The sequence below is a fragment of the Paraburkholderia sp. Ac-20342 genome (genome assembly GCF_017104985.1).
In the GTDB taxonomy this organism is placed as follows: Bacteria; Pseudomonadota; Gammaproteobacteria; order Burkholderiales; family Burkholderiaceae; genus Paraburkholderia.
In genome coordinates this window covers 1-24,055 of record NZ_JAAGPQ010000107.1, presented here as the reverse complement: position 1 = coordinate 24,055, position 24,055 = coordinate 1, and the positions used below count along the sequence as shown (strand labels likewise).

Here is a 24,055-nt window from a genome sequence, read left to right as displayed (position 1 = left end):
CTCTCTGCCGATCGTGCGTCCCGGCACTTTCATGACGATGGACAGCGGCGGCCTCGGCTACAGCATGCCCGCGGCAGTCGGCGTGGCGCTCGCGCGGCCCGGCGAGCGCGTGATCGCGCTGATCGGCGACGGTTCGAGCATGTACTCGATCCAGGCGATCTGGAGCGCGGTGCAGCTGCGCCTGCCGATTACATTCGTAATCCTGAGCAATGCGCGCTATGCCGCGTTGCAGGACTTCGCACCCGTATTCGGTTTCGCGCCGCACGAGCCGGTGCAGGGCACCGATCTGCCGGGGCTCGACTTCGTGACGATCGCGGCGGGCATGGGCTGCCCTGGAGAACACGTCGGCGAGGCGGCGCAACTCGCCGGCGTGTTGCGCAAGGCGCTCTCGACGCATGAGGTGAAAAGCGGCCCGACGCTCGTCGAAGTGAGCGTCGCCTGATCGCGGCCTGAGCGTTACCTGAGCGTCACATCACATGTAATTCCCATTCAAAAGACAGAGAGACAAGCGATGAAAAACGTAGCGATGCTGATCGGCGGTGAACAGGTGCAGGCGCGTAACGGTGCGATCTTCGAGCGCCGCAACCCGCTCGACGGCGAAGTCGCGACGCGCGCGCCGGCCGCGACCGTCGAAGACGCGGTGGCCGCCGTCGATGCCGCCGCGGCCGCCTTTCCGGTGTGGTCCGCGCTGGGGCCGGGCGAGCGCCGCGCGCTGCTGACGAAGGCCGCGCACGCGCTAGAAGCGAAGGCCGACGCGTTCGCCGCCGCGATGGCCGCCGAAACCGGCGCCTCGGGCATCTGGGCCGGCTTCAACGTGCACCTCGCGGCGGCGGGGCTGATCGAGGCGGCCGCGCTCACGACGCAGATCGCCGGCGAACTGATTCCGTCCGACGTGCCCGGCAGTCTCGCGATGGGCGTGCGCCAGCCGGCCGGCGTCGTGCTCGGCATCGCGCCGTGGAATGCGCCGGTGATTCTCGCGGTCCGCGCGATCGCCTTGCCGCTCGCCTGCGGCAACACGGTCGTGCTGAAGGGCTCGGAGATTTGCCCCGCGACGCACGGGCTCATCATCGAGGCGATGCAGGAAGCGGGGTTGCCGCGCGGTACCGTGAACTTCGTGACCAACGCACCGGCCGACGCCGCGCGCATCGTCGAGGCGATGATCGAGCATCCGCGCGTGCGCCGCGTGAATTTCACGGGCTCGACACGCGTGGGGCGCATCGTCGCCGAAACCTGCGCGCGTCATCTGAAGCCGTCCGTGCTTGAACTCGGCGGCAAGGCGCCGCTTGTCGTGCTCGACGATGCGGACCTCGGCGCGGCGGTCGATGCGGCCGTGTTCGGCGCATTCGCGAATTCCGGGCAGATCTGCATGTCGACCGAGCGCATCATCGTCGACACCCGCATTGCCGATGCGTTCGTCGCTCAGCTCGCCGCGCGTGCGTGCGCCTTGCCGCTCGGCGATCCGCGCAAGGGCCCGGTCGTGCTCGGCTCGGTGGTCGATATGAGCACCGTCGAGCGCTGCAACGCGCTGATCGACGATGCGCTCGCTAAAGGCGCGACGCTCGTGTGCGGCGGCAGGAGCGAGACCACACTGATGCCCGCCACGCTGCTCGACCATGTGACGCCGGCCATGCGCATCTATCGCGACGAATCGTTCGGCCCCGTCAAGGCGATCGTGCGCGTGGACGGCGAAGCGGCCGCCATCGCCTGCGCGAACGACAACGAATACGGGCTCTCGGCGGCGGTGTTCAGCCGCGACACGGCGCGCGCGCTCAATGTGGCGAAGCGCATCGAGTCGGGCATCTGTCATGTGAATGGCCCGACCGTGCACGACGAAGCGCAGATGCCGTTCGGCGGCGTGAAGGCAAGCGGCTTCGGCCACTTCGGCGGCAAGGCGGGCATCGCCGAATTCACCGACCTGCGCTGGGTCACGCTGCAAACGGCGCCGCGTCACTATCCGTTCTGAACGGGACGAGCGCGAAAAATCGCTGAGCGCGCACTTGTGCATTCAAGCTGCGCGCTCAGCCTGCACGTTTAATCAGGCCACTCAGCTCCCCTGAATAAACTCCGGCAACGGGCGCGAGTTCGGCGTCGGATTGCCGTCCGCATTGGTTGGCAAACGCTGCGTCTGGAACGCGGTGAACAGCGCGGCAAAGCCATCGGCGCGCTGAATGATGACCGCGCCGTCCTGGAACGCGCCATTCTCCTTGTAGTGCTTGCCGGGCGGATTGCCTTGATTCATGTGGGTTTCGTGCAGACCGTCTTTCTTCGGCAGGAACAGGAAGCCGAACCCGTAGACCACGATGCCCGCCGTGGTCGGCGTCCAGAAATCGCGGTTGTGCAATTGCCCGCTGCCGTTGTCGTACGGAAGGCTTTCCGGCGTCTGACTCTCGTCGATGCTTAGAACCTCGTTGATGATGTCGTTGACATCGGAGCGATTGCCGTCTTCATCTTCGTAAGGAACCGGCCGCATCCGATGGATGTCGAGCAGGCTGCTGTCCTGCCAGTAGTCGAGCCGCGGAAAACCGCTCGTGTACAGACCCGGATCGAGCCCCTGCAATTTCGCGGTCAGCGGGTCGTCGAAGTTCAGGTCGGCATAGAAATACACGTCGTCGCTGCCATTGGGGGCAGGGTCGGTCGAGGCCGAATTCACGACGAGATTGAATGGATTGTCGTCGTTGCCCGACACGGTAATCACATAGTGCGGACTCCCGACATAGGTGTCCTTGAAAGGCGCCGCGCGCAGCAGCGTTCCTTTGAACATGCAGTATTCGTTCATGGCTGAAGAACCTTGCTGAAGTTGAGCGGCAAGCATAAGGCGACGCCGAACGATAAACAAGCGCATCCGGTGTCACACGCCTGCAACGTTTATCGAGGCTAGATGAGGCCTTCGTGATCGCGGGAGCGTAAGTGGAGAAGGGCGCGCGCAAGGGTGCGATGAAACGCGCACGCCGGTGCTTTTATCCGGATTCCATGACGTTATCCGAACCGAGAGATGCCAGTCGAATAGCACGGAGGGTGGGTGAAAGCGATTGCCTTTTCGAACAACGATATTGCGGTCATTGCATGGACCCTGGGCGGCAAGCTGAAGGACTGTCTCGGCTTCGCCATTTCCCGCATCGACGTACAGACCGGAACGGAAACGCCGCTTCCCGCGATGGCGACGTTCAAGGGGCAGACGGCCGGCGCGGGGCGCACCACGTTCGTGGACCCGGTGCAGAAGTTCTTCTGGAAGGACGTCACCGCGATTCGCGGCCGCACCTACCGCTACCGGATCGTGCCGATGGGCGGCACGCCCGGCAATCTGAAACCGTTGCCCTATGGTCCGCTGCTGTCGAATCAGATTCAGCTGACGGCCGACTACGGCGCGCTGTCGGTCTATTTCAATCGCGGCATTCTCGCGACGCAATCCACCGCGAGCGTGCTCGAAGCGACGCCGGGCGGCGGCAAGCTCGTCGACAAGCTGCAGAAGCATATCTACACGATCGGCGATCCGCTTCGCAACGATCTGGCCGGCGAGATGATCGAGGCGCTGACCACGCTGCCGAAAGAAGCCGCGCAAACGGGCGGCACCTTGCAGTGCGCGTTCTACGAGCTCGACGATCCCGAAGTGATTACGTGTCTGAAGCCCTTGCAGCGCTCGTTGAATCTGATTCTCTCGAACATGCCGGGCAAGGACGCGAACGGTCAGAAAACCAACGACGTCTATTCGGCCGAGCGCGCCGACATGAAAGCGGCGGGCGTCAAGGTGACCGACCGCTTCATGGCGAGCAATCATATCGGTCACAACAAGTTTCAGGTGCTGCTGCAAGACGGCAAACCGACGGCCGCTCTGTTCGGCTCGACCAACGTGACCGCGCATGGCCTGTGCGCGCAGACCAACAACACGATCATCGCGCGCTCGCCGGCGGTGGCGAATGCTTATAGCGGCTACTGGACGCGCCTGAAGAAAGACACCCTGGGGCCGGGTCCCAAGGTAACCGGGCCGCAGGCCAAGCCCCTGCGTTCCGCCGATGCGAGCGGCCCCGTCACGATCGATCTCGAAGACGGCAGCGGCACCCTCGACATCTGGTTCTCGCCGAACACGCCGAAGGCGAGAGCGAGCAAACCGCCGGCCGATGAAGCGTGTCCGCCCGATCTGCAGGAACTGTTCGATCTGATCGGCAAGGCACGGCAGTCGATTATTTTTCTCGTGTTCGAGCCCGGTTATCCGAGCATCGTCGATGCGATCGCGGCCGCGCAAAAGGCGCGCCCCACGCTGTTCGTGCGCGGCGCCGTCACGGCGGCGAACGCGGCCGGCGAATTCTATGCGGCGCTTCACGATGGCCAGGTGCCCGTGAAAGCACCTAAAAAAGGCGACTCGCCGCTGCCCGAGGATTTCCGCGTGATTCATACGGCGGGCGTGACCAAGGGCGATGCGTTCTCGCAATGGAAGCAGGAGTTGAACAAGGCGGGCAATGCGGTCGTGCATGACAAGATCGTCGTCATCGATCCGTTCACGGATAACTGCATCGTCGCAACGGGCAGTCACAACGATGGTTACAAGGCCTCGTACAACAACGACGAGAACCTGAACATCATCAAGGGACACCGCGCCGCGGCCGAGGCTTATGCCGCGCATTGCCTCGACGTCTACGATCATTACGCGTGGCGCTACTGGCTCGAAAAGCGCAAGGAAAAAGCGTGGCATTTCCTCGCCTCGGACGACACGTGGCAGGACGCCTATTTCGCCGCCGACAACACGGTGAAGTCGGCCGAACTCGCCTTCTGGCTCAGCGCGACGCCGAAGTCCGAGGCGATGCCGACACCGCATGCGGAAAGCTCCACGCGCAGACGGCCGGCGCTGCAACTGCTGACGGGCGGTTTGTCGCCGGCGGTCGGGCCGCATGCGTCGAAGCCCGCGCCGCGCCGGAAAGCCTCGGCAAAGTGAAACGCGGCGAGGCCGTCGATTGCGCTCGATGCGGTTGCGTTGTCGATCTTTCTGCGTGACGCTGCCGGCAGGCCGGTGACCGAGCGCTAACCGAACTGCCCGGGTGTTCCGTATCGCGGCCCGCTAAACGAAATTTCCGTGGCAGGCGAGTTTCGTGCAGTGGCGAACGACATCGAGCGAATCCGCGCCGCGCTCACTTCACGCGGCGCGGGCCACTACGCTCAGGCCGGCTGGCGCAGCGTTTTCGCGGCCGCCACCATGTTGGTCAGCGCGGGAATCACTTCGGCCCACGCGCGCGTTTTCAGGCCACAGTCCGGATTGACCCACAGGCGCCCGGCCGGAATGCGCTCGGCGGCCTTCTTCATCAGGTTCACGATATGCTCCTCGCTCGGAATGTTCGGCGAGTGAATGTCGTACACGCCCGGGCCGATCTCATTCGGATACCTGAAGTCGTCGAAGGCATCGAGCAGTTCCATGTCGGAGCGCGAGGTTTCGATCGTGATGACGTCCGCATCCATCTCGGCGATCGACGCGATGATGTCGTTGAACTCCGAATAGCACATATGCGTATGGATCTGCGTTTCGTCCCGCACGCCGTTCGCGGTGATGCGGAACGATTCCACGGCCCATTGCAGGTACTCGCTCCATTGCGCGCGACGCAGCGGCAGCCCTTCGCGCAGCGCCGCTTCGTCGATCTGGATCACGCGCACGCCGGCCTTTTCGAGGTCCAGCACTTCTTCGCGGATCGCCAGCGCAAGCTGATGGCACGACACCGAACGCGGCTGGTCGTCGCGCACGAACGACCAGTTCAGGATCGTCACGGGGCCGGTCAGCATGCCCTTCATCGGCTTCGTCGTTTGCGACTGCGCGTAGCGGATCCACTCGACGGTCATCGCCTTCGGGCGGCTGATGTCGCCGAACAGGATCGGCGGCTTCACGCAGCGCGAACCGTACGACTGCACCCAGCCGAACTGGCTGAACGCATAGCCGTCCAGCTGCTCGCCGAAGTATTCGACCATGTCGTTGCGTTCCGCTTCGCCGTGCACGAGCACGTCGAGACCGAGCGCTTCCTGCTCCTTCACGGCACGCGTGATTTCCCGCTCCATCGCGGCCTTGTAGCCGGCCTGATCGAGTGCGCCCGCCTTGAACTGGCTGCGTGCGTGACGGATTTCGCTGGTCTGCGGGAACGAGCCGATCGTCGTGGTCGGGAAGGCGGGCAGGTTGAGAATCGCGGACTGCTTTTGCGCGCGTTGCGGATAGGCGCTCGCGCGCTTGCCGAGCGACGCATCGATGCGCGCGATGGCGGCCTTGACGGCGGGGTTGTGTACGCGCGGCGAGGTGCGGCGGCTCTCGATGGCCTTCGCGTTGGCGGCGAGCGCATCGGCGACCGAGGCGCGGCCGTGGTTCAGCGCACCGGCCAGCACGCTCAGTTCGTCGAGCTTTTGCAGCGCGAACGCGAGCCACGATCTGATTTCGGCGTCGAGCTTCTGCTCGCTGTTCAGATCGACCGGGGTGTGCAGCAACGAGCACGACGGTGCGATCCACAGCCGCTCGCCGAGCGTGCGATGCAGCGGTTCGAGCCATTCCAGCGCGGCGCTCAAATCGGTCTTCCAGATGTTGCGGCCATTGATTGCGCCGACCGAGACGACCGAGGTCGCGGGCAATTGCGCCACGGCCTTGACGATTTCATCGCGCGCGTTGATCGCATCGATATGCAGGCCGTCGACGGGCAGCTTGCAGGCGAGTTCGAGGTTGTCCTGCAACTGGCCGAAGTAGGTGGCGAGCAGCAGTTTGACGCGGCGCTCCGACAACGCTTCGTACGCCGTACGGAACGCCTGGCGCCACGTCGCGTCGAGTTCCGTCACGAGCACCGGCTCGTCGATCTGCACCCACTCGATGCCCTGTGCCGTGAAGTAGTCGAGCAGGGCGGCGTAGACGGGCAAGAGGCGCGGCAGCAGCGCGAGCTTGTCGGAGTCGTCCTTCGCCTTGCCGAGCCACAGATAGGTGACCGGACCGACGATCACGGGCTTCGCATTCACGCCGAGCGCGCGGGCCTGGTTGAGCTGTTCGAGCAGACGCGACGGGTCGAGCGAGAACTGCGTGTTCGCATCGAACTCGGGGACGATGTAGTGATAGTTCGTATCGAACCACTTCGTCATTTCACCGGCGGCCACGCCGCCACAGCATCCGCCGTGATCTTCGGCGCTTTGCGCCGAGCGGCCGCGCGCGACGCGGAAGTAGTTGTCGAGCGTGTCGCCGTGGAAACCGCGCACGCGTTCGGGCAGGTTGCCGAGCGTGAAACTCATGTCGAGCACCTGGTCGTAAAACGCGAAATCGCCGACGGGCACGAAATCCAGACGCGCCTGGTCTTGCCAGTGACGCTCGCGAAGCTGCGCGCCCACGGCTTTCAGTTCGTCGCGCGACGATTCGTTTTTCCAGTATTTTTCGAGGGCGAATTTCAGTTCGCGTTGCGCGCCGATGCGCGGAAAACCGAGGTTGTGCGTAGTGACCATGTTGCGTGTGCCGTTCAAAGGAGAAGTAACTGGCAGCGATGATAGAATTTTCCGTGTATGAATAAAAATGGATTTATTTCATACAAGGATCGATTTTGTTCATGGAGTGAGGCATGCTGGAGCGCAGTCACCTGATGGTCGTGCGCGAGGTGGAGCGTCTGGGGTCGCTCACCGCCGCCGCGAATACGCTCAATCTCACGCAGTCGGCCCTGAGCCACGCGGTGAAGAAGCTGGAGCAGCAGCTAGGCACGCCGGTATGGACGCGCGAGGGCCGTTCGATGCGGCTCACGCAGGCCGGGCAGTACCTGCTCGGGCTCGCCAATCGCATGCTGCCGCAGTTCGAGCTGGCCGAGGAACGCATGAAGCAGTACGCGCAAGGCGAGCGCGGCACGCTGCGTATCGGCATGGAATGCCACCCGTGCTATCAGTGGCTGCTCAAGGTGGTGTCGCCGTATCTCGCGCGCTGGCCCGACGTCGATGTCGACGTGAAGCAACGTTTCCAGTTCGGCGGCATTGGCGCGCTGATCGGCTACGAAATCGACGTGCTCGTTACGCCCGATCCGCTGAAGCGGCCCGGGTTGCGCTTCCAGCCGGTATTCGACTACGAGCAGGTGCTGGTCGTCGCCGACGGACATGCGCTGGCGGACGAAGCGTACGTCACGCCCGAACAGCTCGCGAGCGAAGTGCTGATTACCTATCCCGTCGAGACCGACCGGCTCGACATTTACACGCAGTTTCTGACGCCGGCCAACGTCGTGCCGAGGCGCCACAAGGTGATCGAGACGACGGACATCATGCTGCAGATGGTCGCGAGCGGCCGGGGCGTCGCGGCGCTGCCGCGCTGGCTCGCGGAAGAGTACGCGGGCTGGATGCCGATCACGCCGCTGCAACTCGGCAGGAAGGGCATCGCCAAACAGATTTTTCTCGGTACCCGCGAGGCCGACGACGAGATCGACTATCTGACGGCCTTCGTGAAGGCCGCGCGCGAGCCGGAGTGGAGCGAGGCGAAGGTGCGTAGGTAGGTGCGTCGGTAGTTGTGTTGGGTTGGATGAACGAAGCGGATTGCCTGTCGTCGCGAGAAGCCGCCGCGTTCAGATAGTCCATTTGTCTCGACCCGATTGCGGCTCGCCTGGCGCGAGCTCTCCCTACACCCCCTAATGCGCGGAAGCCGGCACGCCCTCGCGAGGCGCCATGCGGGAAAAGAACACGACCCCGGCGGCCACGACCGACATCACCGCGAGTCCGGTCATGCCGCCTTCGATCGAGCCGGTCTTCTGTTCGAGAAAGCCGAAGGCGGCCGGCGCGACGAAGCCGCCCAGGTTGCCGATCGAATTGATCAGCGCGAGCACCGCCGCGGAAATCCGCGCGTCGAGATAGCCTTGCGGAATCGGCCAGAAGAGCGACGACGCGGCCTTGAAACCGATTGCCGCAAAGCAGATCGCGATAAACGAGAACAGCGGGCCGCCCTGGCCGGCCGCGTACATGCCGAGTGCGGCGATCAGCAGCACGCACGCGACCCAGGCTTGCTGGAACTTGAAGCGTGCCGCGAGCATCGCGAAGAAGTACATCGCCGCGATCGAGATCAGCCACGGAATCGAATTGAACAGCCCGACCTGCAAGTCGTTGAAGTGCCCCATCTTGCGAATGATGCTCGGCAGCCAGAAGGTCGCGCCGTAGATCGTCAGCGACACCGCGAAATAGATGACGCAGAAGATCAGGATCTGCGGATCGCGCAGCAGACTCCACAGCGACGGCTTGACCGCATGCACCGCTTCGCGTTGCCGCTGCTCTTCCTCGATGTCGCCGATCACCGCATCCTGCTCGGCGCGCGTGAGCCAGGCGGCGTCGCGCGGCTTCGAGTCGAGCCATAGCCAGATGAAGCCGGCCAGCACGACCGAGAACATGCCTTCGATCAGGAACATCCATTGCCAGCCGCGCAGCCCCGCGCCATTGATCAGCATGAGCCCGCCCGAGATCGGCCCGGACAGCACCGAGGCGAGCGCCGAGCCGCTCAGGAAGATCGCCATCGCCTTGCCGCGCTCCTTGCCCGGCAGCCATTGCGTAAAGTAGTAGATGACGCCGGGAAAGAAGCCGGCTTCGGCCGCGCCGAGCACGAGACGCATCACGTAAAACGACATCTCGCCGCGCACGAAGGCCATGCCGGCCGCGGCGAGCCCCCACGTGAGCATGATGCGCGCCAGCCATAGCTTTGCGCCGAAGCGCTGCAGCAGCATGTTCGACGGCACTTCGAAGATCGCATAGCTGACGAAGAAGAGCCCCGCGCCGAGACCATACGCCGCCGCGCCGATGCCGAGATCGGCGCTCAGATGCTGGCGCACGAAGCCGATGTTCACGCGGTCGATATAGTTGACGATGAACATCACCACGAAGAGCGGCAGCACGCGCCACTTGATCTTGTGTACCGCGCTCGCCAGCACGCCGGCCGGGTCGTGGCGCGGCGCGTCCGGGATGGTTCTACTCATGAGCCTGTCTCCTTCGGTGGCAGTGCGTGTGGCGTGCCGGGTCGGTGTGTTGTGGATCGGCAGTACGGATCGGTAGTACGGATCAAAAGCGCGGGTTCTTGCCGCTGAAGCCCGGGTCGTACTTGCGCATCTGCGCGAGGTCGTCGCGATTGCGCACGCCGCACGACAGGTACTGCGCGTGCAGTTCGGCGAGCCGTGCGCGATCGAGTTCGACGCCGAGGCCCGGCGTCGTCGGCACGCGGACCGAGCCGTCGTCGAATTGCACGCGGCCGCCCTGGATGACTTCTTCTTCCTGCCACGGATAGTGCGTGTCGCACGCGTAGGTCAGGTTCGGGATGCTGGCCGCGACGTGCGTCATCGCCATGAGGCTGATGCCGAGGTGCGAGTTCGAGTGCATCGACATGCCGAGGTCCCACAGCCTGCACATGCGCGCGAGCGTCTGCGTCGCGCGCAGGCCGCCCCAGTAGTGGTGATCCGACAGCAATACCTTGATCGAACCCATTTCGCAGCCGCGGCGGAAATCGTCCATGGTCGTGATCACCATGTTGGTCGCGAGCGGCAGCTTCGTATGCTTTTGCAGCTCGGCCATGCCCGCGAGTCCCGGGCACGGGTCTTCGTAGTATTCGAGAATCTCGTCGAGCTCGGGCGCGGCCTCGATGCTCGTCTTGAGCGTCCAGTTCGCGTTCGGGTCGAGCCGCAGCGGCATACCGGGGAACGCCTTCGCGAGCGCTTTCATGCAGGAGATTTCATGCGCGGGTTCGAACACGCCGCCCTTCAGCTTGATGCTTTGGAATCCGTAGAGATCGATCATGCGGCGCGCCTGCGCGACGATCTGTTCAGGACTCAGGCCTTCGCCCCAGGCGTCGGGCGCATAGGGCTTCTCGATGTGTTCGGCGTACTTGAAGAACAGGTAGGCGCTGTAGGGCACCGCGTCGCGCACCTTGCCGCCGAGCAGGTCGACGATCGGCGCGCCGACGATCTGCCCTTGCAGGTCGAGCATCGCGACTTCGAGGGCGCTGATGACTTTCGGCGCGTTCTTGGCCGAATGCGAGCCGGGCGCGAGTTCGAATTCGACCGCGCCGGGGCTCGCCTTGATCGTGCCGCGCACACGTTCTTCCATGCGATTGAGGTCGAACGGCGAGAGGCCGACCACGAGCGACTTCGCCTGGTCGAGCACGCGCAGCATGGGTTCGTCGCCATAAGTCTCGGAGATACCGACGCGGCCGTCGCTCGTCTCCAGTTCGAGGATGGCGCGCAGCGCCCAAGGTTCGTGAATGCCGGCGGCGTTGAGCAGCGGGCCGTCGCGGAAGGCTATCGGCGTAATGCGAACCTGCGTGATCGTGATGTCGCGAGTCATGGTCGGAAATGGGCGATGAAAGGTTAAAAGGTCGATGGCGGCATAGTAAAGCACTAATATATTAGTGCGTCAGTAGGGAAACTACCCAGTCCCCGTTCGGTGCGAGGCGGCCGGGAAGCCCGCTGGAAGGGGCTCGCGTCGGCTATAGTTCTAATGTTTCAGTGCGCGGCCGCAGCCGGTTGCGTTTGCGTCCACGTTTCAGCGCTTCAGTTTCCGTCATGAAAAACCACGCTATTTCGTCAGGGGTGACCCGGCTCGACCGGTCCCGCCACGCCGCGCCTCAAGTGTTCGAACGACTGCGCGACATGATCCTTTCCCTCGAACTGACGCCCGGCACGGTGCTCTCGCGCACCGAGCTCGCGAACCGCTACGGTCTGAGCCAGACGCCGGTGCGCGACGCGCTGATGAAGCTCGGCGAAGAAGGGCTCGTCGACATCTTTCCGCAGCACGCGACCGTCGTGAGCCAGATCGACGTGACCTCGGCCTTGCAGGCGCATTTCCTGCGCCGCTCGATCGAGCTCGAAGTCGTGCGCACGCTCGCGGAGCAACGCGATGCGGGGCTGATCGCCCAGTTGCGCGCCACCATCGCGAAGCAGACGGAACTGCTCGATCTGAAGGACTACGAGCATTTCGCGCTGTTCGATCAGGCGTTTCATCGCCAGATGTACGAGGCGGCGGGTGTGCCGCAACTGTGGGACCTCGTGCGCCGGCGCAGCGGCCATATCGACCGGCTGCGTCGTCTGCATCTGCCGGTGGCGGGCAAGACGGCGGCGGTGGTGCGCGATCACACGGAAATTGTCGATGCGATCGACCAGGGTGATGTGCCGGCCGCGCAGGCCGCGCTGCGCAAGCATCTATCGGGCACGCTGAACCAGATCGACCAGATTCGCACGAGTCATCCGGATTTTCTGGCGGACGATTGAGCGCGCCGGGCGACGCACTTGAGGTCGGGCGGCTTATTCGAACTCGCCCGTGCGCACCTCGCCGTCGCGCAGGTAGCGCGTAATCAACACGCCGCCCGGCGTGCTGACCGAGTGCGCGAGCGTGAAGGCGGAGGCGGACGCGTCGTCGCCGAACAGGCGCTTGCCGCGTCCCAGCATGACGGGGAACACCTGCAGGCGAAGTTCATCCACGAGGCCCGCCGCGAGCAACTGGCGCACCATCTCGCCGCTGCCGAACGTCAATAGATTGGCACCGTCTTCGCGCAGAAGCGCGCGTATCGCATCGGCGAGATCGCCCTGCAACGCGTGACTGTTTTGCCAGCCGAGCGTATCGGCGCGATGCGTGGCCACGTGCTTGGGGACGCTATTGAACAGGTCGGCAATGGCGCGGCTGTTCGAATCCGCCGGCACGTGCGGCCAGTATCCGGCGAAGATGTCGTAGGTGTTGCGCCCGAGCAGCAGCTCGAACGGCTGCGAGAGCATGTCCCACAGGTTCTGGCCGATGGCTTCGTCAGCATAGGGAACCATCCAGCCGCCGAGACGGAATCCGCCGCTGGTGTCTTCCGCCGGCGCCCGGGGGATTGGGTGACGCCATCCAGACTGATGAACGTGGAAACGGTGAGCTTGCGCATGATGTTCTCCAGGTCTACGGACACGATTGGTACGCAGATACGACGAACGATACGCCTGAAAATCGACAGGCCGGCGAGCGGCTTGCACGCGATGGCCGCGTGAGGCACATCATGAGACACGGGCGTTGCGCGTGAGCCTGACGAACCGGCTCACGCATACCGCGCGAGGAACATATCCGCCGTTGCTTCCGCGATGCGCTTCTGCTCTTTGGCATCGAGCGGCACTTGCCCCATCGTCACCTGCGGCCAGAACGCAAAACCCTTGACGAGCACCTGCAACTGCAGCGCCGCGAAGAGGGGATCGCCGGTCTTGAGGCGACCGTCGGCGGCCGCCGCGCGGACCCAGGCCGTCAGGTCTTCCTCGCGCTCTCCCATGCGAGCGACCATGTCGCGGGCGCGCTCCGGCGAATGGATGCCCGCCGCGATCGCCACCCGTGCCAGCGACAGGAAGGACTCGTCGTTGAGCAGCCGCAGCTTGCGCTGCAACAGATCGAGCAACTGCCCGCGCAATGGCTTGTCGGCCCGATAGGCGGGCGCATCGCCGCCCTGGCTCGCATCCCATAGCTGATGAAGAATCGCCGCGAACAGTGCCTCCTTGCTCGGAAAATGGTTATAGACCGTACGCTTCGAGACGTTCGCGCGGGCGGCGATACGGTCCATGCTGGTCGCGTCGTAGCCGGCCGCGAGGAATTCCTCGATCGCGGCGCCGACGATCGCGACACGCTTGCGGTCCGTCAGACGTTGGGGTGGGGCAGTCGATTCCATGGAAAGATTTTACACTGGCCAGTTTACTTTTCTCGAAAATAAACTACACTGCCGAGTGTACATTTTTTGAAGGTCAACTCATCATGTCGCTTCCCGCTTTGGTCGGCCGTATGCTCGGCGTGAGTGCCGCGCAACATAGCCGCGCGACGTTCGGCCACTCGCCGCAGCATGACGGCGAGCGCTTTCGCAACGTCAGGCCGCGTCCCGCGGAAAGCGTGCGCAAGACGCTCGGGCTCGCGTGGACGGTGCTGTTCAACAAGCCGCGCGGCACCGTGCCGGCAGCGGTATTGCCCGTCGAAACGCTGACGCGCGCGCAACTCGACGCGGCGCCCGACCGCAGCCTCTACCGGCTCGGTCATTCGACACTGCTGCTGAAGTTGCGCGGCCAGTTCTGGCTGACCGATCCGGTGTTCGCCGAGCGAGCCTCGCCGTTTCGCAGGCTCGGTCCGAAGCGCTTTCATGCGCCGCCGATCGCCCTCGACGATTTGCCGCCGCTGCGCGGCGTGATCCTCTCGCACGACCACTACGACCATCTCGACCGCGAAACGGTCCTCGCGCTGGCGCAGCGCACCGGGGTGTTTCTGACGCCGCTCGGCGTCGGCGACCGGTTGATCGAATGGGGCATCGACGCGGACAGGGTGCAGCAGTTCGACTGGTGGCAGGGTACGCGGGTCGACGGCATCGAGTTCACCGCGACGCCGGCCCAGCACTTTTCCGGGCGCAGCCTGTTCGACGGCAACAGCACGTTATGGGCTTCATGGGTGATCGTCGATGACGATCTGCGCGTGTTCTTCAGCGGCGACACCGGTTACTTCGACGGTTTCAGCATGATCGGCGAGCGTCTCGGACCGTTCGACGTCACGTTGGTCGAAACCGGCGCTTACGATCCGATGTGGCCGTACGTTCATATGCAGCCCGAAGAAACCGTGCAGGCGCATATCGATCTGCGCGGCCGCTGGCTCGTGCCGATTCACAACGGCACCTTCGACCTCGCGATGCATCGCTGGCAGGAGCCGTTCGAAAGAGTGACAGGACTGGCGCTGGCGCGCGGGGTTGCGCTATCGACCCCACGCATGGGCGAGCGGCTCGATCTGAACGCGGTGCATCGCGGCGAACGCTGGTGGCGCGATGTCGTGGAGCCGGTCGCCGCACCGAGGTCTGCGTGGCGGTGGTGTGCGGCGCGCCATGCAGAGAGCGCCGAGTCCTCCTGAGCGGTGCTCAGCCGGAATCGTGAGCGCGCGCGTTATGTCGTGGGTGACGCTCGATGACAGGAGTGGTGTGATGGGTTGTCAATAGCTATTCCGCGAGTCGCGCGCGCACCGTATATTCGCCCTCGTTGCCCTTGTCTTCGAGCATATGCGCCATGGCCGTATTGAAGTCGGGCGGCAACGGCTCGACCGGATAGCCGCGCTTTTCCCATGCATCGAGGCCGCCCTTCAGCGCGCGCACATGATGAATGTTCTTGCGATGCAGTTGCTTGACGATGCGCTTGGCCGTCGCCTCGTTGGGACACACGCAATAGACGACGATCGGCCGCTTCAGAAAGTCCGGATGAATCGGATCGGGTGAATCGAGGTCGAGCGGCCGCGCGCCGGCAATCCGGTGCGATTCTTTTTCGCGCACGGTGTGTGGACGCGCATCGAGAATCAGCGGCGGCTCGTTCGACTTCATCATCTCGTCGAGCTGGTCGGGCGAAATGCGCGTATGCGCGAGCCAGCGGCGAAACTGCAAACGGCGCAACCAGCGATAGAGCAGAGCTACCGCGAAGATCACCGCGAACGTATCGACGATCGTGCCGCCGTTGCGCCGCACGAGCAGCATCAATTGCACGATCTGATCGTGCAGCGCGCCGCCGCCGATGACCCATGCGCTGGCCCACAGCGTGGCGCCGATCAGGTCCCACCACAGGAACACGCCGACCCCGATTGCGGTCGTGCCGAGCAGCGGCGCGGAAATCAGCCCGACGCCCGGCAGAAACTTCGCGACCACGAGAATCGGCGCGCCATAGCGCTCATAGGTGTTGCGCGTGGCGCGCAGGGTCGTGTCCAGCGACAGCGAGAAGCGCACGAGGTAGTTCAGCAAGCGGCGGCCGTACGCGCGTCCGGCGAAAAACCATAGCGAGTCGGCCAGCAGCGTAGCGCCGACCGCCGCGCACACCACGGCGGCGTACGAGGTCTGTCCCATGGCTGCCATGGTTCCGCCGAGAATCAGCATCGGCGCGGCCGGAATCGGCATGCCGAGCTGCGTGACGAGCACGCTCATGAACACGGCCCACACGCCGAGAGAGGCTGGAATAGCAACCGGAAAATGCCACACAACCGCGCTCCTGATAAGGCAAGCAAAAGAGGGAATTCGCCCGCGCCCGGCCGGTGCATGGCACGGGCGACGCTGGCGGCCTCGCGGAAGCAGGCGCGCGCGTCGGCGCGAAAGACGGATTTAAGCACAGGTAGCGGGTCGGCGTTGTGAAAGCACATCGGCGCGGCGGGGTTTTTGCGGCGGCGGGGAGGGGTGGGCTGGGGTGGGCTGTCTTGATGGGGCATCAGAAAGCCGAACCGTGCGGGACAAGCGATGCGACATTGCACCGCATCACCCATCCCCCAACGGATCGTACGGCACTGCGCGTTCATGTTCGGCCGCCTGATTGCGCGCGGCGATATCGGACCTTGTTCGGCGCGAATGGCGTCGCCAGGGCGTTGCTACAATGATCTCCACACCCTGAAGGACATCACGGAGACAGCGTATGGCAACGCTTCAGCCCATCAGCCGCTACCCGGTGCCCGAGCCCGGCGAGTGGCCTGACGATATCCGTACCCGCATTCTCGAGGTGCAGGAGAAAGCCGGTTTCGTGCCGAACGTGTTTCTGACGCTCGCGCATCGCCCCGACGAATTCCGCGCGTTCTTTGCTTATCACGATGCGTTGATGCTGAAGGAAGGCGGTCTCACGAAAGGCGAGCGCGAGATGATCGTGGTCGCGACGAGCGCGCTCAACGATTGTCTGTACTGCGTCGTCGCGCACGGCGCGATTTTGCGCATCTACGAAAAGGCGCCGTTGCTCGCGGACCAGGTCGCCGTCAATCATCGCAAGGCCGACATCACCGAGCGTCAGAAGGCGATGCTCGATTTCGCGCTCAAGGTGTGCCGCACATCCGGCACGGTCGGCGAGGACGATTTCCGGACGCTGCGCGGGCACGGCTTGACCGACGAAGACATCTGGGACATCGCGGCGATTACCGCGTTTTTCGGCCTGTCGAACCGCATGGCCAACGTGATCTCGATGCGTCCGAACGACGAGTTCTATCTGATGGGGCGCGTGCCGAAAGCCGCCGCGGACACGCCGAAGAAATAGCCTCGGCTGAGATTGCTTCGGTATCCGTAGCGGCAGCGGCTCGCAGCGAGGTTCGCCTCAGGCGCGCGCAGGGCCGGCGCGCGGCGCGGGCGCGCTCGCCGCTGTATCGTCGATCGGGAAGTGCAGCATCGCGGCCAGCACGCCGGCGACAACGGTCGCTTCCCACAGCAGCGAGTACGAGCCGGTCAGATCGAAGACGAGGCCGCCGAGCCATGCGCCGAGAAACGAGCCGATCTGATGGCTCAGAAAGCAGATGCCGAACAGGCTGCCGAGATGGCGCGTGCCGAACACCTTGGCGACGAGACCGCTCGTGAGCGGCACGGTGCCGAGCCACGTGAGGCCCATCACGGCCGCGAAAAGCACGACGGACGTGGCGCTTTTCGGCAGCACGAAGAATACGCCGATCGTCGCGCTGCGCAGCAGATAAAGCCAGCCGAGCACGTAATGCTGCCGGAAGCGGCCGCCGAGCCAGCCGCATGCCCAGCTGCCCGCCATGTTGAAGAGGCCGATCAGCGCGAGCGCGGTGGCGCCGAGTCCGAGCGGCATATGGCAGAGCGTCAGATATTCGGGCAGATGCGTCGCGATGAACGCGAGCTGGAAGCCGCACGTGAAGAAGCCGAGCGTGAGCAGCAGGTAGCCGCGATTGCGCGCGGCCTGCGCGAATACGGCACGCAGCGGGATGGCCGGCGCTTCCTGCGGCTGAGCGCCCGCCGGTGTCGGGGCGCGCCGATCGAGCACGATACCGAGCGGCGCGACCAGCAGCATCACGAACGCGAGCACGAACAGCGAGGTCGCGATCCCCGCGTGCAGGCGGATGCCTTGCACGAGCGGCACCATCAACACCTGGCCCGCGGAGCCGCCGGCGCTGACGAGGCCCATCGCGAGGCTGCGTTTTTCCGGCGAAGCGATGCGGCCCACTGCCGGCAGCACGACGCCGAACGTCGTGCAGCTCACGCCGATGCCGACCAGCAGGCCCATGCCGACGATCAGCAAGGCGCCGCCCGGCGCGACCGCCGCGAGCCCGAGGCCGGCCGCGAAGGTCGTCGCGCCGAACGCGACCACGGGCGCCGAGCCGTAGCGGTCCGCGGCCGTGCCCGCGAACGGCTGCGCGAAGCCCCATACGAGGTTGTGCAGTGCGATTGCGAACGCGATCTGCGTGACCGGTACGCCGCGATCGAACGAGAAGGGGCCGATGAACAGCCCGAAGGTTTGGCGGATGCCCATCGCCGCGCTCAGGACGAGCGCGCCGGCGACGATCACGAGCGTGGTCGTCGTCGGATGGAAGGCAGCGGGGTAGCGCTTGCTATGGGTGGTCGACATGGCGGGTTCTCCTTGAGCGCCATGTTCGCAGTCCGCGGCCGATGCGGCAAAAGAAAAGTTTTCGGCGACAGGTGAGCGTGGCTCATCTGTTCCGGTGCCGTGCCTATGCCGCGCTTATGCCACAGTTATGTCGCGCCCATGCCGTGCGATTACGCCGCGGCCTGCGAATCGAACTGTGCCGCCGAGTCGGCGAGCCAGCGCTTGAAGTCGGCCAGCTCCGGCCGGCGAATCGCGCTTTCCGCGTTTTCGGCGCTGACGAGCCAGTAGGCGGTGGTCGACGCGATCGTGCCCGCGCAGGCCTCGACGAGCGCGCCGCTCGCGAGAGCGCCGTCGACGAGCGGCTTGCGGCCGAGCGCGACGCCAAGCCCCATGCTGGCCGCCTCGAACGCAAGCTGGATCGTGTCGACGCGCAGGCCGCCGCTCACGTCGACGCCATCGGCGCCGGTCGCGTCGAGCCACGCCTGCCAGTCTTCGCTGGCGGCATTCACGTGAATCAGCGTCGCGTGTTGCAGGCTCGCCGCGCCGTGCTCGTCGAGCAGCGTTTGCCGATAGGCGGGGCTGCACACGGGCACGAAACGCTCGCCGAACAGACGCGTCCAGGCCATGCCGGCAACCGGCGCGCGGCTCATGCGAATCGCGAAATCGAAGCCGTCCACCGGAAAGCCCACCTGACGATGCGACGTATCCACGCTCACGCTGACGTTCGGCCAGCGCGCGCGAAACCCGGCGAGACGCGGCAATAGCCAGAGTGCGGCGAAGGTCGGCGCGCAACTGAGCGCGATGGGGCGGTCCGCGCGATGATTCGGCAGACGCTGCGTGCCGATTGCGATCAGCGAAAACGCCTCGGAGACGTACGACAGATAATCGGCGCCCGTCGCCGTCAGCGAAATGCCGCGCGGTTCGCGCACGAACAGCTCGACGCCGAGCGCCTGTTCGAGGCCGACGATGCCGTGACTGATCGCGCTCGGCGTGACGTTGAGCTCCGCCGCGGCGAGCTTGAAACTTTGGAGCCGGCCGGCCGCTTCGAAAAAGCGAAGCGCGGGCAGCGGCGGCAAACGAAGCGGCATGATGCGTTCCCCCTGGAGCGGCCATCTCGCGAACGGCGCGCGTGCTGCGTGATGTCTCGTGTGCGGTATTGCGAAGTGCGACCCGAAGTGGGGCCCCGAAGTGCGACCAGATAGTGCAGCCCGGTAGTACAACCCGATCGCGTGGTTCGATAGTGTGGCCCGATAGCATGGATAGTACGGCCCGACAGCATGGCCCGATGCCAGACAACCGCGTCTCGCGCAAGCATACCTTGCCGCGCCTTCACGGCGGCCGCGTCGCGGCGCGCGGCTAGCCCTGCGCTTCCACTTCCGCCGCGTGACCCTGCGCGAGCGCGGCGCGCAGATAGGTGCCGACCGCGCTCGCCCGCATCGGCAGGCTGAACAGATAGCCCTGCACCGCGCGTGCGCCGAGCGCCTTGACGACCTCGGCCTGCAACGGCGTTTCGAGTCCTTCGACCACGCATTCGAGGCCGAGATTGCGGCACAGGTCGATCACGGACTTGATGATCTTCTTCGACGCGCTGTTCGAGTCGACGTCGCTCACGAAACCGCGGTCGATCTTGATCGTATCGAACGGCAGGCGGTGCACGTAGCTGAGACTCGAATAGCCGGTGCCGAAATCGTCGAGCGAAACGCGGCAGCCGGCCTGCTTGAGCATCGTGAGCGCGCTGCGCGCCTGTTCGAAATCGCGCGTCAACGCGGTCTCGGTGATTTCGAACGTCACGCGATGCGGCGGCACGCCGCTGTCCAGCACGATATCGATGAGCCGCCGCGCGCGCGCCGACGTCGAGATATCGACCGCCGACAGGTTGAACGACAGATAGAGCACGGGCGGCCAGTGCACGACTTCGGCGAGCGCCCGGCGCAGCAGCACTTCGGTGATGCACAGAATCAGTTCGGTACGCTCTGCAATCCGAATGAACTCCTCGGGCCTGACCATGCCGAGCCGCGTGTTCTGCCAGCGGCCGAGCGCTTCGAGCCCGATGGGCCGCAGCGTGAGCAGATCGTAAATCGGCTGGAATTCGAGGAACAGCTCTGCGTCGAGATCGGCGTGACGCAGTTCCTGGGTGACGAGACTCAGGCGGCGAATGCGTGTCTCGTGTTCGGTCGAGAAAATCACCGGCATGCCGCGGCGATTTTCCTTGCCGACGTAGAGCGCGGCGTCGGCGCGCTCGAACACCTGCGCGACCGTCGACCCCGCTTCGGGAAACGCGGCCCAGCCGATCGTGCCCGACAGTTCCGCGACGTTGTCCGCGACCTGATACGGCTGGCTCAGCGTATCGCAGATGCGTTGCCCCAACTCGATCAGCGTGTCGTTCGAGAGCTTGTACTGCACGAGCACGCCGAATTCGTCGCCGCCGAGGCGCGCGAACAGCAGCCCCGGTTCGTCGAGCGCGAGCAGGCGCGCGCCGACTTCCTGCAGCACCAGATCGCCGCTCGAATGCCCGTAGATATCGTTGACCTGCTTGAAGCCGTCCAGATCGATGAGGCCGACGTTGAAGCTGCCGCCGGTGGCGAAGGCCTGCTCCGACATCTCGCGCAGCGACGCGAAGAAACTGCGCCGGTTCGGCAGGTCGGTGAGGCTGTCGATGTTCGCGAGCCGGAAGTTGTCGTCGCTCAGACGCTGCGTATTCTGCTGGCTCGCCTGCAATTCGCGCTGCGCATGCACGGCGTCGGCGAAGGTGCGCCAGTAGCGCTGAATGACGAGCGCGAGCGCGACGCCCACGAGCGTCATGTCGACCGCCATCGCCATAAAGACCGGATAGCCCGTCAGAACGAAGAAGACGGCGAAACTCAGGATGACGATGCAAAGCAGCAGCAGCGCCGGCACGCGCAGATGGATCAGGCAGAACACGCAGCCGACCAGCGTCGTGGCCATATAGAACGCGACCTGGGCCCGCTCGAAGGCAGTGCCGTACGGAAACAGCAGCAGCGACCAGGCGCAGAACGCGACGCCGAACAGACCGACGAGCCAGGTCAGGCTGTGCATTTCGGCGACGGCCTGCTCCGGGGTCAGCGCGCGATGCCGCACGCGCCACCAGCGCACGCAGCGCGCGATGCACATCAGGCCGAGCGCCGCGGGCATGTAGATCGACACCGGGGCCGGCGCGCTATCGAGATGCGTGATCGCGACCGAGGCCGTGTTGACGAGCAGAATGAAGTACAGAAGCGGTATCTGGCGGCTGAATGCCTGCAACTGCGCGCACACGATTTCCGGATCGCCTTGCGCGACCGACAGCGCTTTTCTCAACCTTGCTAGCCAAACCATTCCCATCCCTCGAAGACGTTTGCGCGGCCCGCGCCGCTTCTATATCGGCGGGATGCTGCGAAACTTGAGCGGGCCGTCTCGCCGATGCGGACGGGCCACCGGGCTCCACGCAGAAACACCGGGAAAACGAAGACGGGCTCGCATTCTTCCCGGTAAGTACTACCGGATGATGAGCGTAGATCGCAGCGAAACCAGTCGTTTATGCCGTGTCATGTTCAAAGTGCCACGACATGCCGGGTTGGCCGTGCATCAAAAAAAGCGCGATACGGCAGCGCGTAGGGCGGCGGCAAGACAGCGCAGGAAGACCTTGCCGCGCGGTCGCCACGATTTTTAATGGCTTGCCGAAGGTAAATTTTCAGAGCATCGCGCACGTGTGGAGCGCACTCGCCGCGAACCGCCCCGCCATGACGGCGAGGCCCGCGATACGCGCGGAGCCCGCGCTAAAGCACTGAAATTGCAACGGATTGTGATGCGCGGCGCGCGCGCCCGAAATGGCCGGCACGCATAAGCCCGCGATTCTTATGGCACTTTGCGCCGGGAAATCGTTAAATGTGCCCCGCGTCGGCGATACAAGCCTTACACCAAGGGTTTGCGCGAAGGTGGGGCTATGCGTTAGTGTGTCGGTCCCGGCGCCTCGAAAGGGCGCCGGTTCCATGATTACCATACGGGAAGTGCTATGAACAAACAGGAACTGATTGACGCAGTCGCCGCAGCGACGGGCGAAAGCAAAGCGGCCACCGGCCAGACCATCGACGCGATCGTCGAAGCGGTGACCAAGGCCGTGGTGGGCGGCGATACGGTGCAACTGGTCGGTTTCGGTTCTTTCTCGACCGGCGCGCGCGCAGCACGCGTGGGTCGCAACCCGTCGACGGGCGAGGAAATCCAGATCGCTGCCGCCAAGACGGTGAAGTTCACCGCGGGCAAGGCGTTCAAGGAAGCCGTCAACGCGTCGTAATGGAACGCGCTTCGCACCGGACGCGCGCTGCGCTCTCCAGCATGCCATGCGTGCCGTGAGGCGCGCAAAGGCGCGGCATCGGGTGTGAGGAATCACGCGCTGCCCAACCCCGGCAATCCCGACAGGCAGGTTGGTCCGGCGGCTGGCGTGGCGCGTGTGCCTGGCTTTCAGCGAAAGCCAGGCTGCCGCAGGCGCGCGGCGGCTCAGCCCGCGCGACGCTGACGGGTGGCGTCGGCGAGTATCGCGAGCACCGGCTCGGTTTGCGTCCAGCTCACGCAGGCATCCGTAATCGACACGCCGTGACGCAACGGCACGCCAGGCTTCAGGTCCTGACGGCCTTCTTCCAGATGACTCTCCAGCATGACGCCGATGATGCGGCGCTCGCCTTGCGACAACTGCCGCGCGATATCCTGCGCCACCTCGATCTGACGCAGATGCGACTTGTTCGAGTTCGCATGCGAGCAGTCGATCATCACCTGTTCGCGCAGACCCGCTGAACCGAGCGCCTCGCAGGTCGCCTGGACCGCCGCGCTGTCGTAGTTCGGTCCTTTCTTGCCGCCGCGCAGGATCACGTGCGCATCGTCGTTGCCGCGCGTTTCGAAGATCGCGGCCATGCCCATTTTCGTCATGCCCATGAACGCGTGGCTCGCGCGCGCCGCGACGATCGCATCGGCGGCGATCTGCACGCCGCCGTCGGTGCCGTTCTTGAAACCGATCGGGCAGCTGAGCCCCGAAGCGAGTTGCCGATGGCTCTGGCTCTCGGTCGTGCGCGCGCCGATCGCGCCCCAGGCGATCAGATCGGCGATGTACTGCGGGCTGAGCAGATCGAGGAATTCGGTCGCGGTGGCGAGCCCCAGCCCGTTGATGTCGAGCAGCAGTTGCCGCGCGAGACGCAGGCCTTCGTTGATGCGGAAGCTGCCGTCCAGACGCGGATCGTTGATGTAGCCTTTCCAGCCGACCGTCGTGCGCGGCTTTTCGAAGTACACGCGCATCACGATCAGCAGGTCGTCCTTGTAGTGATCGGCGGCGGCCTTCAGCTTGTGCGCGTATTCGATCGCCTGGTCGTGATCGTGAATCGAGCAGGGACCGACGATCAGCACGAGCCGGTCGTCGCGGCCATGCAGAATATCGGCGATTTCCACGCGGGTCTTTTCGACGAGCGTCTGCACCGCGGGCGGCACCGGCAGTTCGTCCTGCAGCAGCGCGGGCGAGATCAGCGGACGGACCGCGCCGATGCGCACGTCGTCGATGCGCGTGGTGTCCTGGGTCGCGTCGGCCGAGCCGATTTCCTGATCGTGCAAGGGGTTGTCGAGGGCGCTCAAAATCTTCTCCGGAAGCGGTTGATAAGGCGGCGTGGCCGCCTTTCCATGCGCGCGCCGGCGTGCCGAAAGCGCGGGCGCTGCGTGGGGTTTGACGGGGGCCGCGCGGGTCGGCGCGCGAGGACGGGCGCGACCGCGCGCGGAATGCGCTGGCGCGATTATGACATCGGCACGCGGAGGTT

General features: G+C 64.9%; 18 protein-coding genes and 1 pseudogene. 8 read left to right on the top strand and 11 right to left on the bottom strand.

Translation table 11 applies throughout. The features are described from left to right. On the top strand, positions 1 to 442 hold a 442-nt coding region (locus tag G3N58_RS29575), incomplete at its 5' end, for a thiamine pyrophosphate-dependent enzyme (RefSeq protein ID WP_241017280.1). A gap of 69 nt (positions 443 to 511) precedes the next feature. Then, complete coding sequence (locus G3N58_RS29570; protein WP_167039803.1) at positions 512 to 1,963, top strand: aldehyde dehydrogenase; 1,452 nt, start codon at positions 512 to 514, stop codon at positions 1,961 to 1,963. A gap of 81 nt (positions 1,964 to 2,044) precedes the next feature. Here the strand turns inward: G3N58_RS29570 and G3N58_RS29565 are convergent, their stop codons facing one another. Next, positions 2,045 to 2,776 carry a YukJ family protein gene (locus G3N58_RS29565; protein WP_206000957.1) on the bottom strand — a complete coding sequence of 244 codons (732 nt, stop codon included), beginning with the start codon at positions 2,774 to 2,776 and terminating at the stop codon, positions 2,045 to 2,047. 243 nt (positions 2,777 to 3,019) lie between these two features. Between G3N58_RS29565 and G3N58_RS29560 the strand changes: the two genes are divergently transcribed. Beyond that, positions 3,020 to 4,927, top strand: coding sequence for a hypothetical protein (locus tag G3N58_RS29560; RefSeq protein WP_206000956.1), 1,908 nt, complete (start codon positions 3,020 to 3,022; stop codon positions 4,925 to 4,927). Between the two features lie 221 nt (positions 4,928 to 5,148). Here G3N58_RS29560 and metE read toward each other — a convergent pair whose 3' ends face one another. Further along, positions 5,149 to 7,440 (bottom strand): 5-methyltetrahydropteroyltriglutamate--homocysteine S-methyltransferase, encoded by a 2,292-nt coding sequence (gene metE, locus G3N58_RS29555; protein WP_167039809.1) that lies wholly within the window; start codon positions 7,438 to 7,440, stop codon positions 5,149 to 5,151. Positions 7,441 to 7,553: 113 nt separating this feature from the next. On the opposite strand from metE, the gene G3N58_RS29550 reads away from it, so the two are divergent. Next, on the top strand, positions 7,554 to 8,462 hold the full coding sequence (locus G3N58_RS29550) for a LysR family transcriptional regulator (protein ID WP_167285594.1): 909 nt from the start codon (positions 7,554 to 7,556) through the stop codon (positions 8,460 to 8,462). Between the two features lie 132 nt (positions 8,463 to 8,594). Here G3N58_RS29550 and G3N58_RS29545 read toward each other — a convergent pair whose 3' ends face one another. Next, positions 8,595 to 9,923 (bottom strand): MFS transporter, encoded by a 1,329-nt coding sequence (locus G3N58_RS29545; protein ID WP_205990542.1) that lies wholly within the window; start codon positions 9,921 to 9,923, stop codon positions 8,595 to 8,597. A gap of 82 nt (positions 9,924 to 10,005) precedes the next feature. After that, positions 10,006 to 11,280: a glucarate dehydratase family protein gene (locus G3N58_RS29540; RefSeq protein WP_167285593.1), complete on the bottom strand. Its 1,275-nt coding sequence runs from the start codon at positions 11,278 to 11,280 to the stop codon at positions 10,006 to 10,008. 218 nt (positions 11,281 to 11,498) lie between these two features. On the opposite strand from G3N58_RS29540, the gene G3N58_RS29535 reads away from it, so the two are divergent. Further along, positions 11,499 to 12,203: a GntR family transcriptional regulator gene (locus tag G3N58_RS29535; RefSeq protein WP_167039817.1), complete on the top strand. Its 705-nt coding sequence runs from the start codon at positions 11,499 to 11,501 to the stop codon at positions 12,201 to 12,203. A 33-nt stretch (positions 12,204 to 12,236) separates the two neighbouring features. Here the strand turns inward: G3N58_RS29535 and G3N58_RS29530 are convergent. Further along, positions 12,237 to 12,853: pseudogene (locus G3N58_RS29530) on the bottom strand (dihydrofolate reductase family protein). A gap of 150 nt (positions 12,854 to 13,003) precedes the next feature. Continuing rightward, positions 13,004 to 13,618, bottom strand: coding sequence for a TetR/AcrR family transcriptional regulator (locus tag G3N58_RS29525; RefSeq protein WP_167285590.1), 615 nt, complete (start codon positions 13,616 to 13,618; stop codon positions 13,004 to 13,006). An 83-nt stretch (positions 13,619 to 13,701) separates the two neighbouring features. Between G3N58_RS29525 and G3N58_RS29520 the strand changes: the two genes are divergently transcribed. Further along, positions 13,702 to 14,829: an MBL fold metallo-hydrolase gene (locus G3N58_RS29520; protein WP_206000955.1), complete on the top strand. Its 1,128-nt coding sequence runs from the start codon at positions 13,702 to 13,704 to the stop codon at positions 14,827 to 14,829. 85 nt (positions 14,830 to 14,914) lie between these two features. Here G3N58_RS29520 and G3N58_RS29515 read toward each other — a convergent pair whose 3' ends face one another. Continuing rightward, the gene (locus tag G3N58_RS29515) at positions 14,915 to 15,934 is read right to left on the bottom strand and encodes a DedA family protein/thiosulfate sulfurtransferase GlpE (RefSeq protein ID WP_167039826.1); all 1,020 of its coding nucleotides are present in this window, start codon (positions 15,932 to 15,934) and stop codon (positions 14,915 to 14,917) included. 424 nt (positions 15,935 to 16,358) lie between these two features. On the opposite strand from G3N58_RS29515, the gene G3N58_RS29510 reads away from it, so the two are divergent. Next, complete coding sequence (locus tag G3N58_RS29510) at positions 16,359 to 16,964, top strand: peroxidase-related enzyme (protein WP_206000954.1); 606 nt, start codon at positions 16,359 to 16,361, stop codon at positions 16,962 to 16,964. 57 nt (positions 16,965 to 17,021) lie between these two features. On the opposite strand, the gene G3N58_RS29505 is transcribed toward G3N58_RS29510, so the two are convergent. The 3 genes from G3N58_RS29505 to G3N58_RS29495 form a co-directional block, all read right to left on the bottom strand. Further along, the gene (locus tag G3N58_RS29505) at positions 17,022 to 18,284 is read right to left on the bottom strand and encodes an MFS transporter (RefSeq protein WP_206000953.1); all 1,263 of its coding nucleotides are present in this window, start codon (positions 18,282 to 18,284) and stop codon (positions 17,022 to 17,024) included. 149 nt (positions 18,285 to 18,433) lie between these two features. Continuing rightward, entirely contained in the window at positions 18,434 to 19,351 is a 918-nt protein-coding gene (locus tag G3N58_RS29500; protein ID WP_206000952.1) for a LysR substrate-binding domain-containing protein, read from the bottom strand. A gap of 268 nt (positions 19,352 to 19,619) precedes the next feature. After that, positions 19,620 to 21,599: an EAL domain-containing protein gene (locus G3N58_RS29495; protein ID WP_206000951.1), complete on the bottom strand. Its 1,980-nt coding sequence runs from the start codon at positions 21,597 to 21,599 to the stop codon at positions 19,620 to 19,622. A gap of 676 nt (positions 21,600 to 22,275) precedes the next feature. Here G3N58_RS29495 and G3N58_RS29490 point away from each other — a divergent pair. Beyond that, positions 22,276 to 22,554 (top strand): HU family DNA-binding protein, encoded by a 279-nt coding sequence (locus G3N58_RS29490; protein WP_167039836.1) that lies wholly within the window; start codon positions 22,276 to 22,278, stop codon positions 22,552 to 22,554. 203 nt (positions 22,555 to 22,757) lie between these two features. On the opposite strand, the gene G3N58_RS29485 is transcribed toward G3N58_RS29490, so the two are convergent. Beyond that, a complete protein-coding gene (locus tag G3N58_RS29485) occupies positions 22,758 to 23,876 on the bottom strand; it encodes a 3-deoxy-7-phosphoheptulonate synthase (protein ID WP_275692057.1) in 1,119 nt (372 codons plus the stop codon). Positions 23,877 to 24,055 lie beyond the last annotated feature (179 nt).

What these genes read in the sequence shown, in the direction of transcription:
- G3N58_RS29570 (WP_167039803.1), top strand. Translation starts at nt 512, where the DNA reads ATGAAAAACGTAGCGATGCTGATCGGCGGTGAACAGGTGCAGGCGCGT.
- G3N58_RS29565 (WP_206000957.1), bottom strand. Translation starts at nt 2,776, where the DNA reads ATGAACGAATACTGCATGTTCAAAGGAACGCTGCTGCGCGCGGCGCCT.
- metE (WP_167039809.1), bottom strand. Translation starts at nt 7,440, where the DNA reads ATGGTCACTACGCACAACCTCGGTTTTCCGCGCATCGGCGCGCAACGC.
- G3N58_RS29550 (WP_167285594.1), top strand. Translation starts at nt 7,554, where the DNA reads ATGCTGGAGCGCAGTCACCTGATGGTCGTGCGCGAGGTGGAGCGTCTG.
- G3N58_RS29545 (WP_205990542.1), bottom strand. Translation starts at nt 9,923, where the DNA reads ATGAGTAGAACCATCCCGGACGCGCCGCGCCACGACCCGGCCGGCGTG.
- G3N58_RS29540 (WP_167285593.1), bottom strand. Translation starts at nt 11,280, where the DNA reads ATGACTCGCGACATCACGATCACGCAGGTTCGCATTACGCCGATAGCC.
- G3N58_RS29535 (WP_167039817.1), top strand. Translation starts at nt 11,499, where the DNA reads ATGAAAAACCACGCTATTTCGTCAGGGGTGACCCGGCTCGACCGGTCC.
- G3N58_RS29525 (WP_167285590.1), bottom strand. Translation starts at nt 13,618, where the DNA reads ATGGAATCGACTGCCCCACCCCAACGTCTGACGGACCGCAAGCGTGTC.
- G3N58_RS29520 (WP_206000955.1), top strand. Translation starts at nt 13,702, where the DNA reads ATGTCGCTTCCCGCTTTGGTCGGCCGTATGCTCGGCGTGAGTGCCGCG.
- G3N58_RS29510 (WP_206000954.1), top strand. Translation starts at nt 16,359, where the DNA reads ATGGCAACGCTTCAGCCCATCAGCCGCTACCCGGTGCCCGAGCCCGGC.
- G3N58_RS29505 (WP_206000953.1), bottom strand. Translation starts at nt 18,284, where the DNA reads ATGTCGACCACCCATAGCAAGCGCTACCCCGCTGCCTTCCATCCGACG.
- G3N58_RS29500 (WP_206000952.1), bottom strand. Translation starts at nt 19,351, where the DNA reads ATGCCGCTTCGTTTGCCGCCGCTGCCCGCGCTTCGCTTTTTCGAAGCG.
- G3N58_RS29495 (WP_206000951.1), bottom strand. Translation starts at nt 21,599, where the DNA reads ATGGTTTGGCTAGCAAGGTTGAGAAAAGCGCTGTCGGTCGCGCAAGGC.
- G3N58_RS29490 (WP_167039836.1), top strand. Translation starts at nt 22,276, where the DNA reads ATGAACAAACAGGAACTGATTGACGCAGTCGCCGCAGCGACGGGCGAA.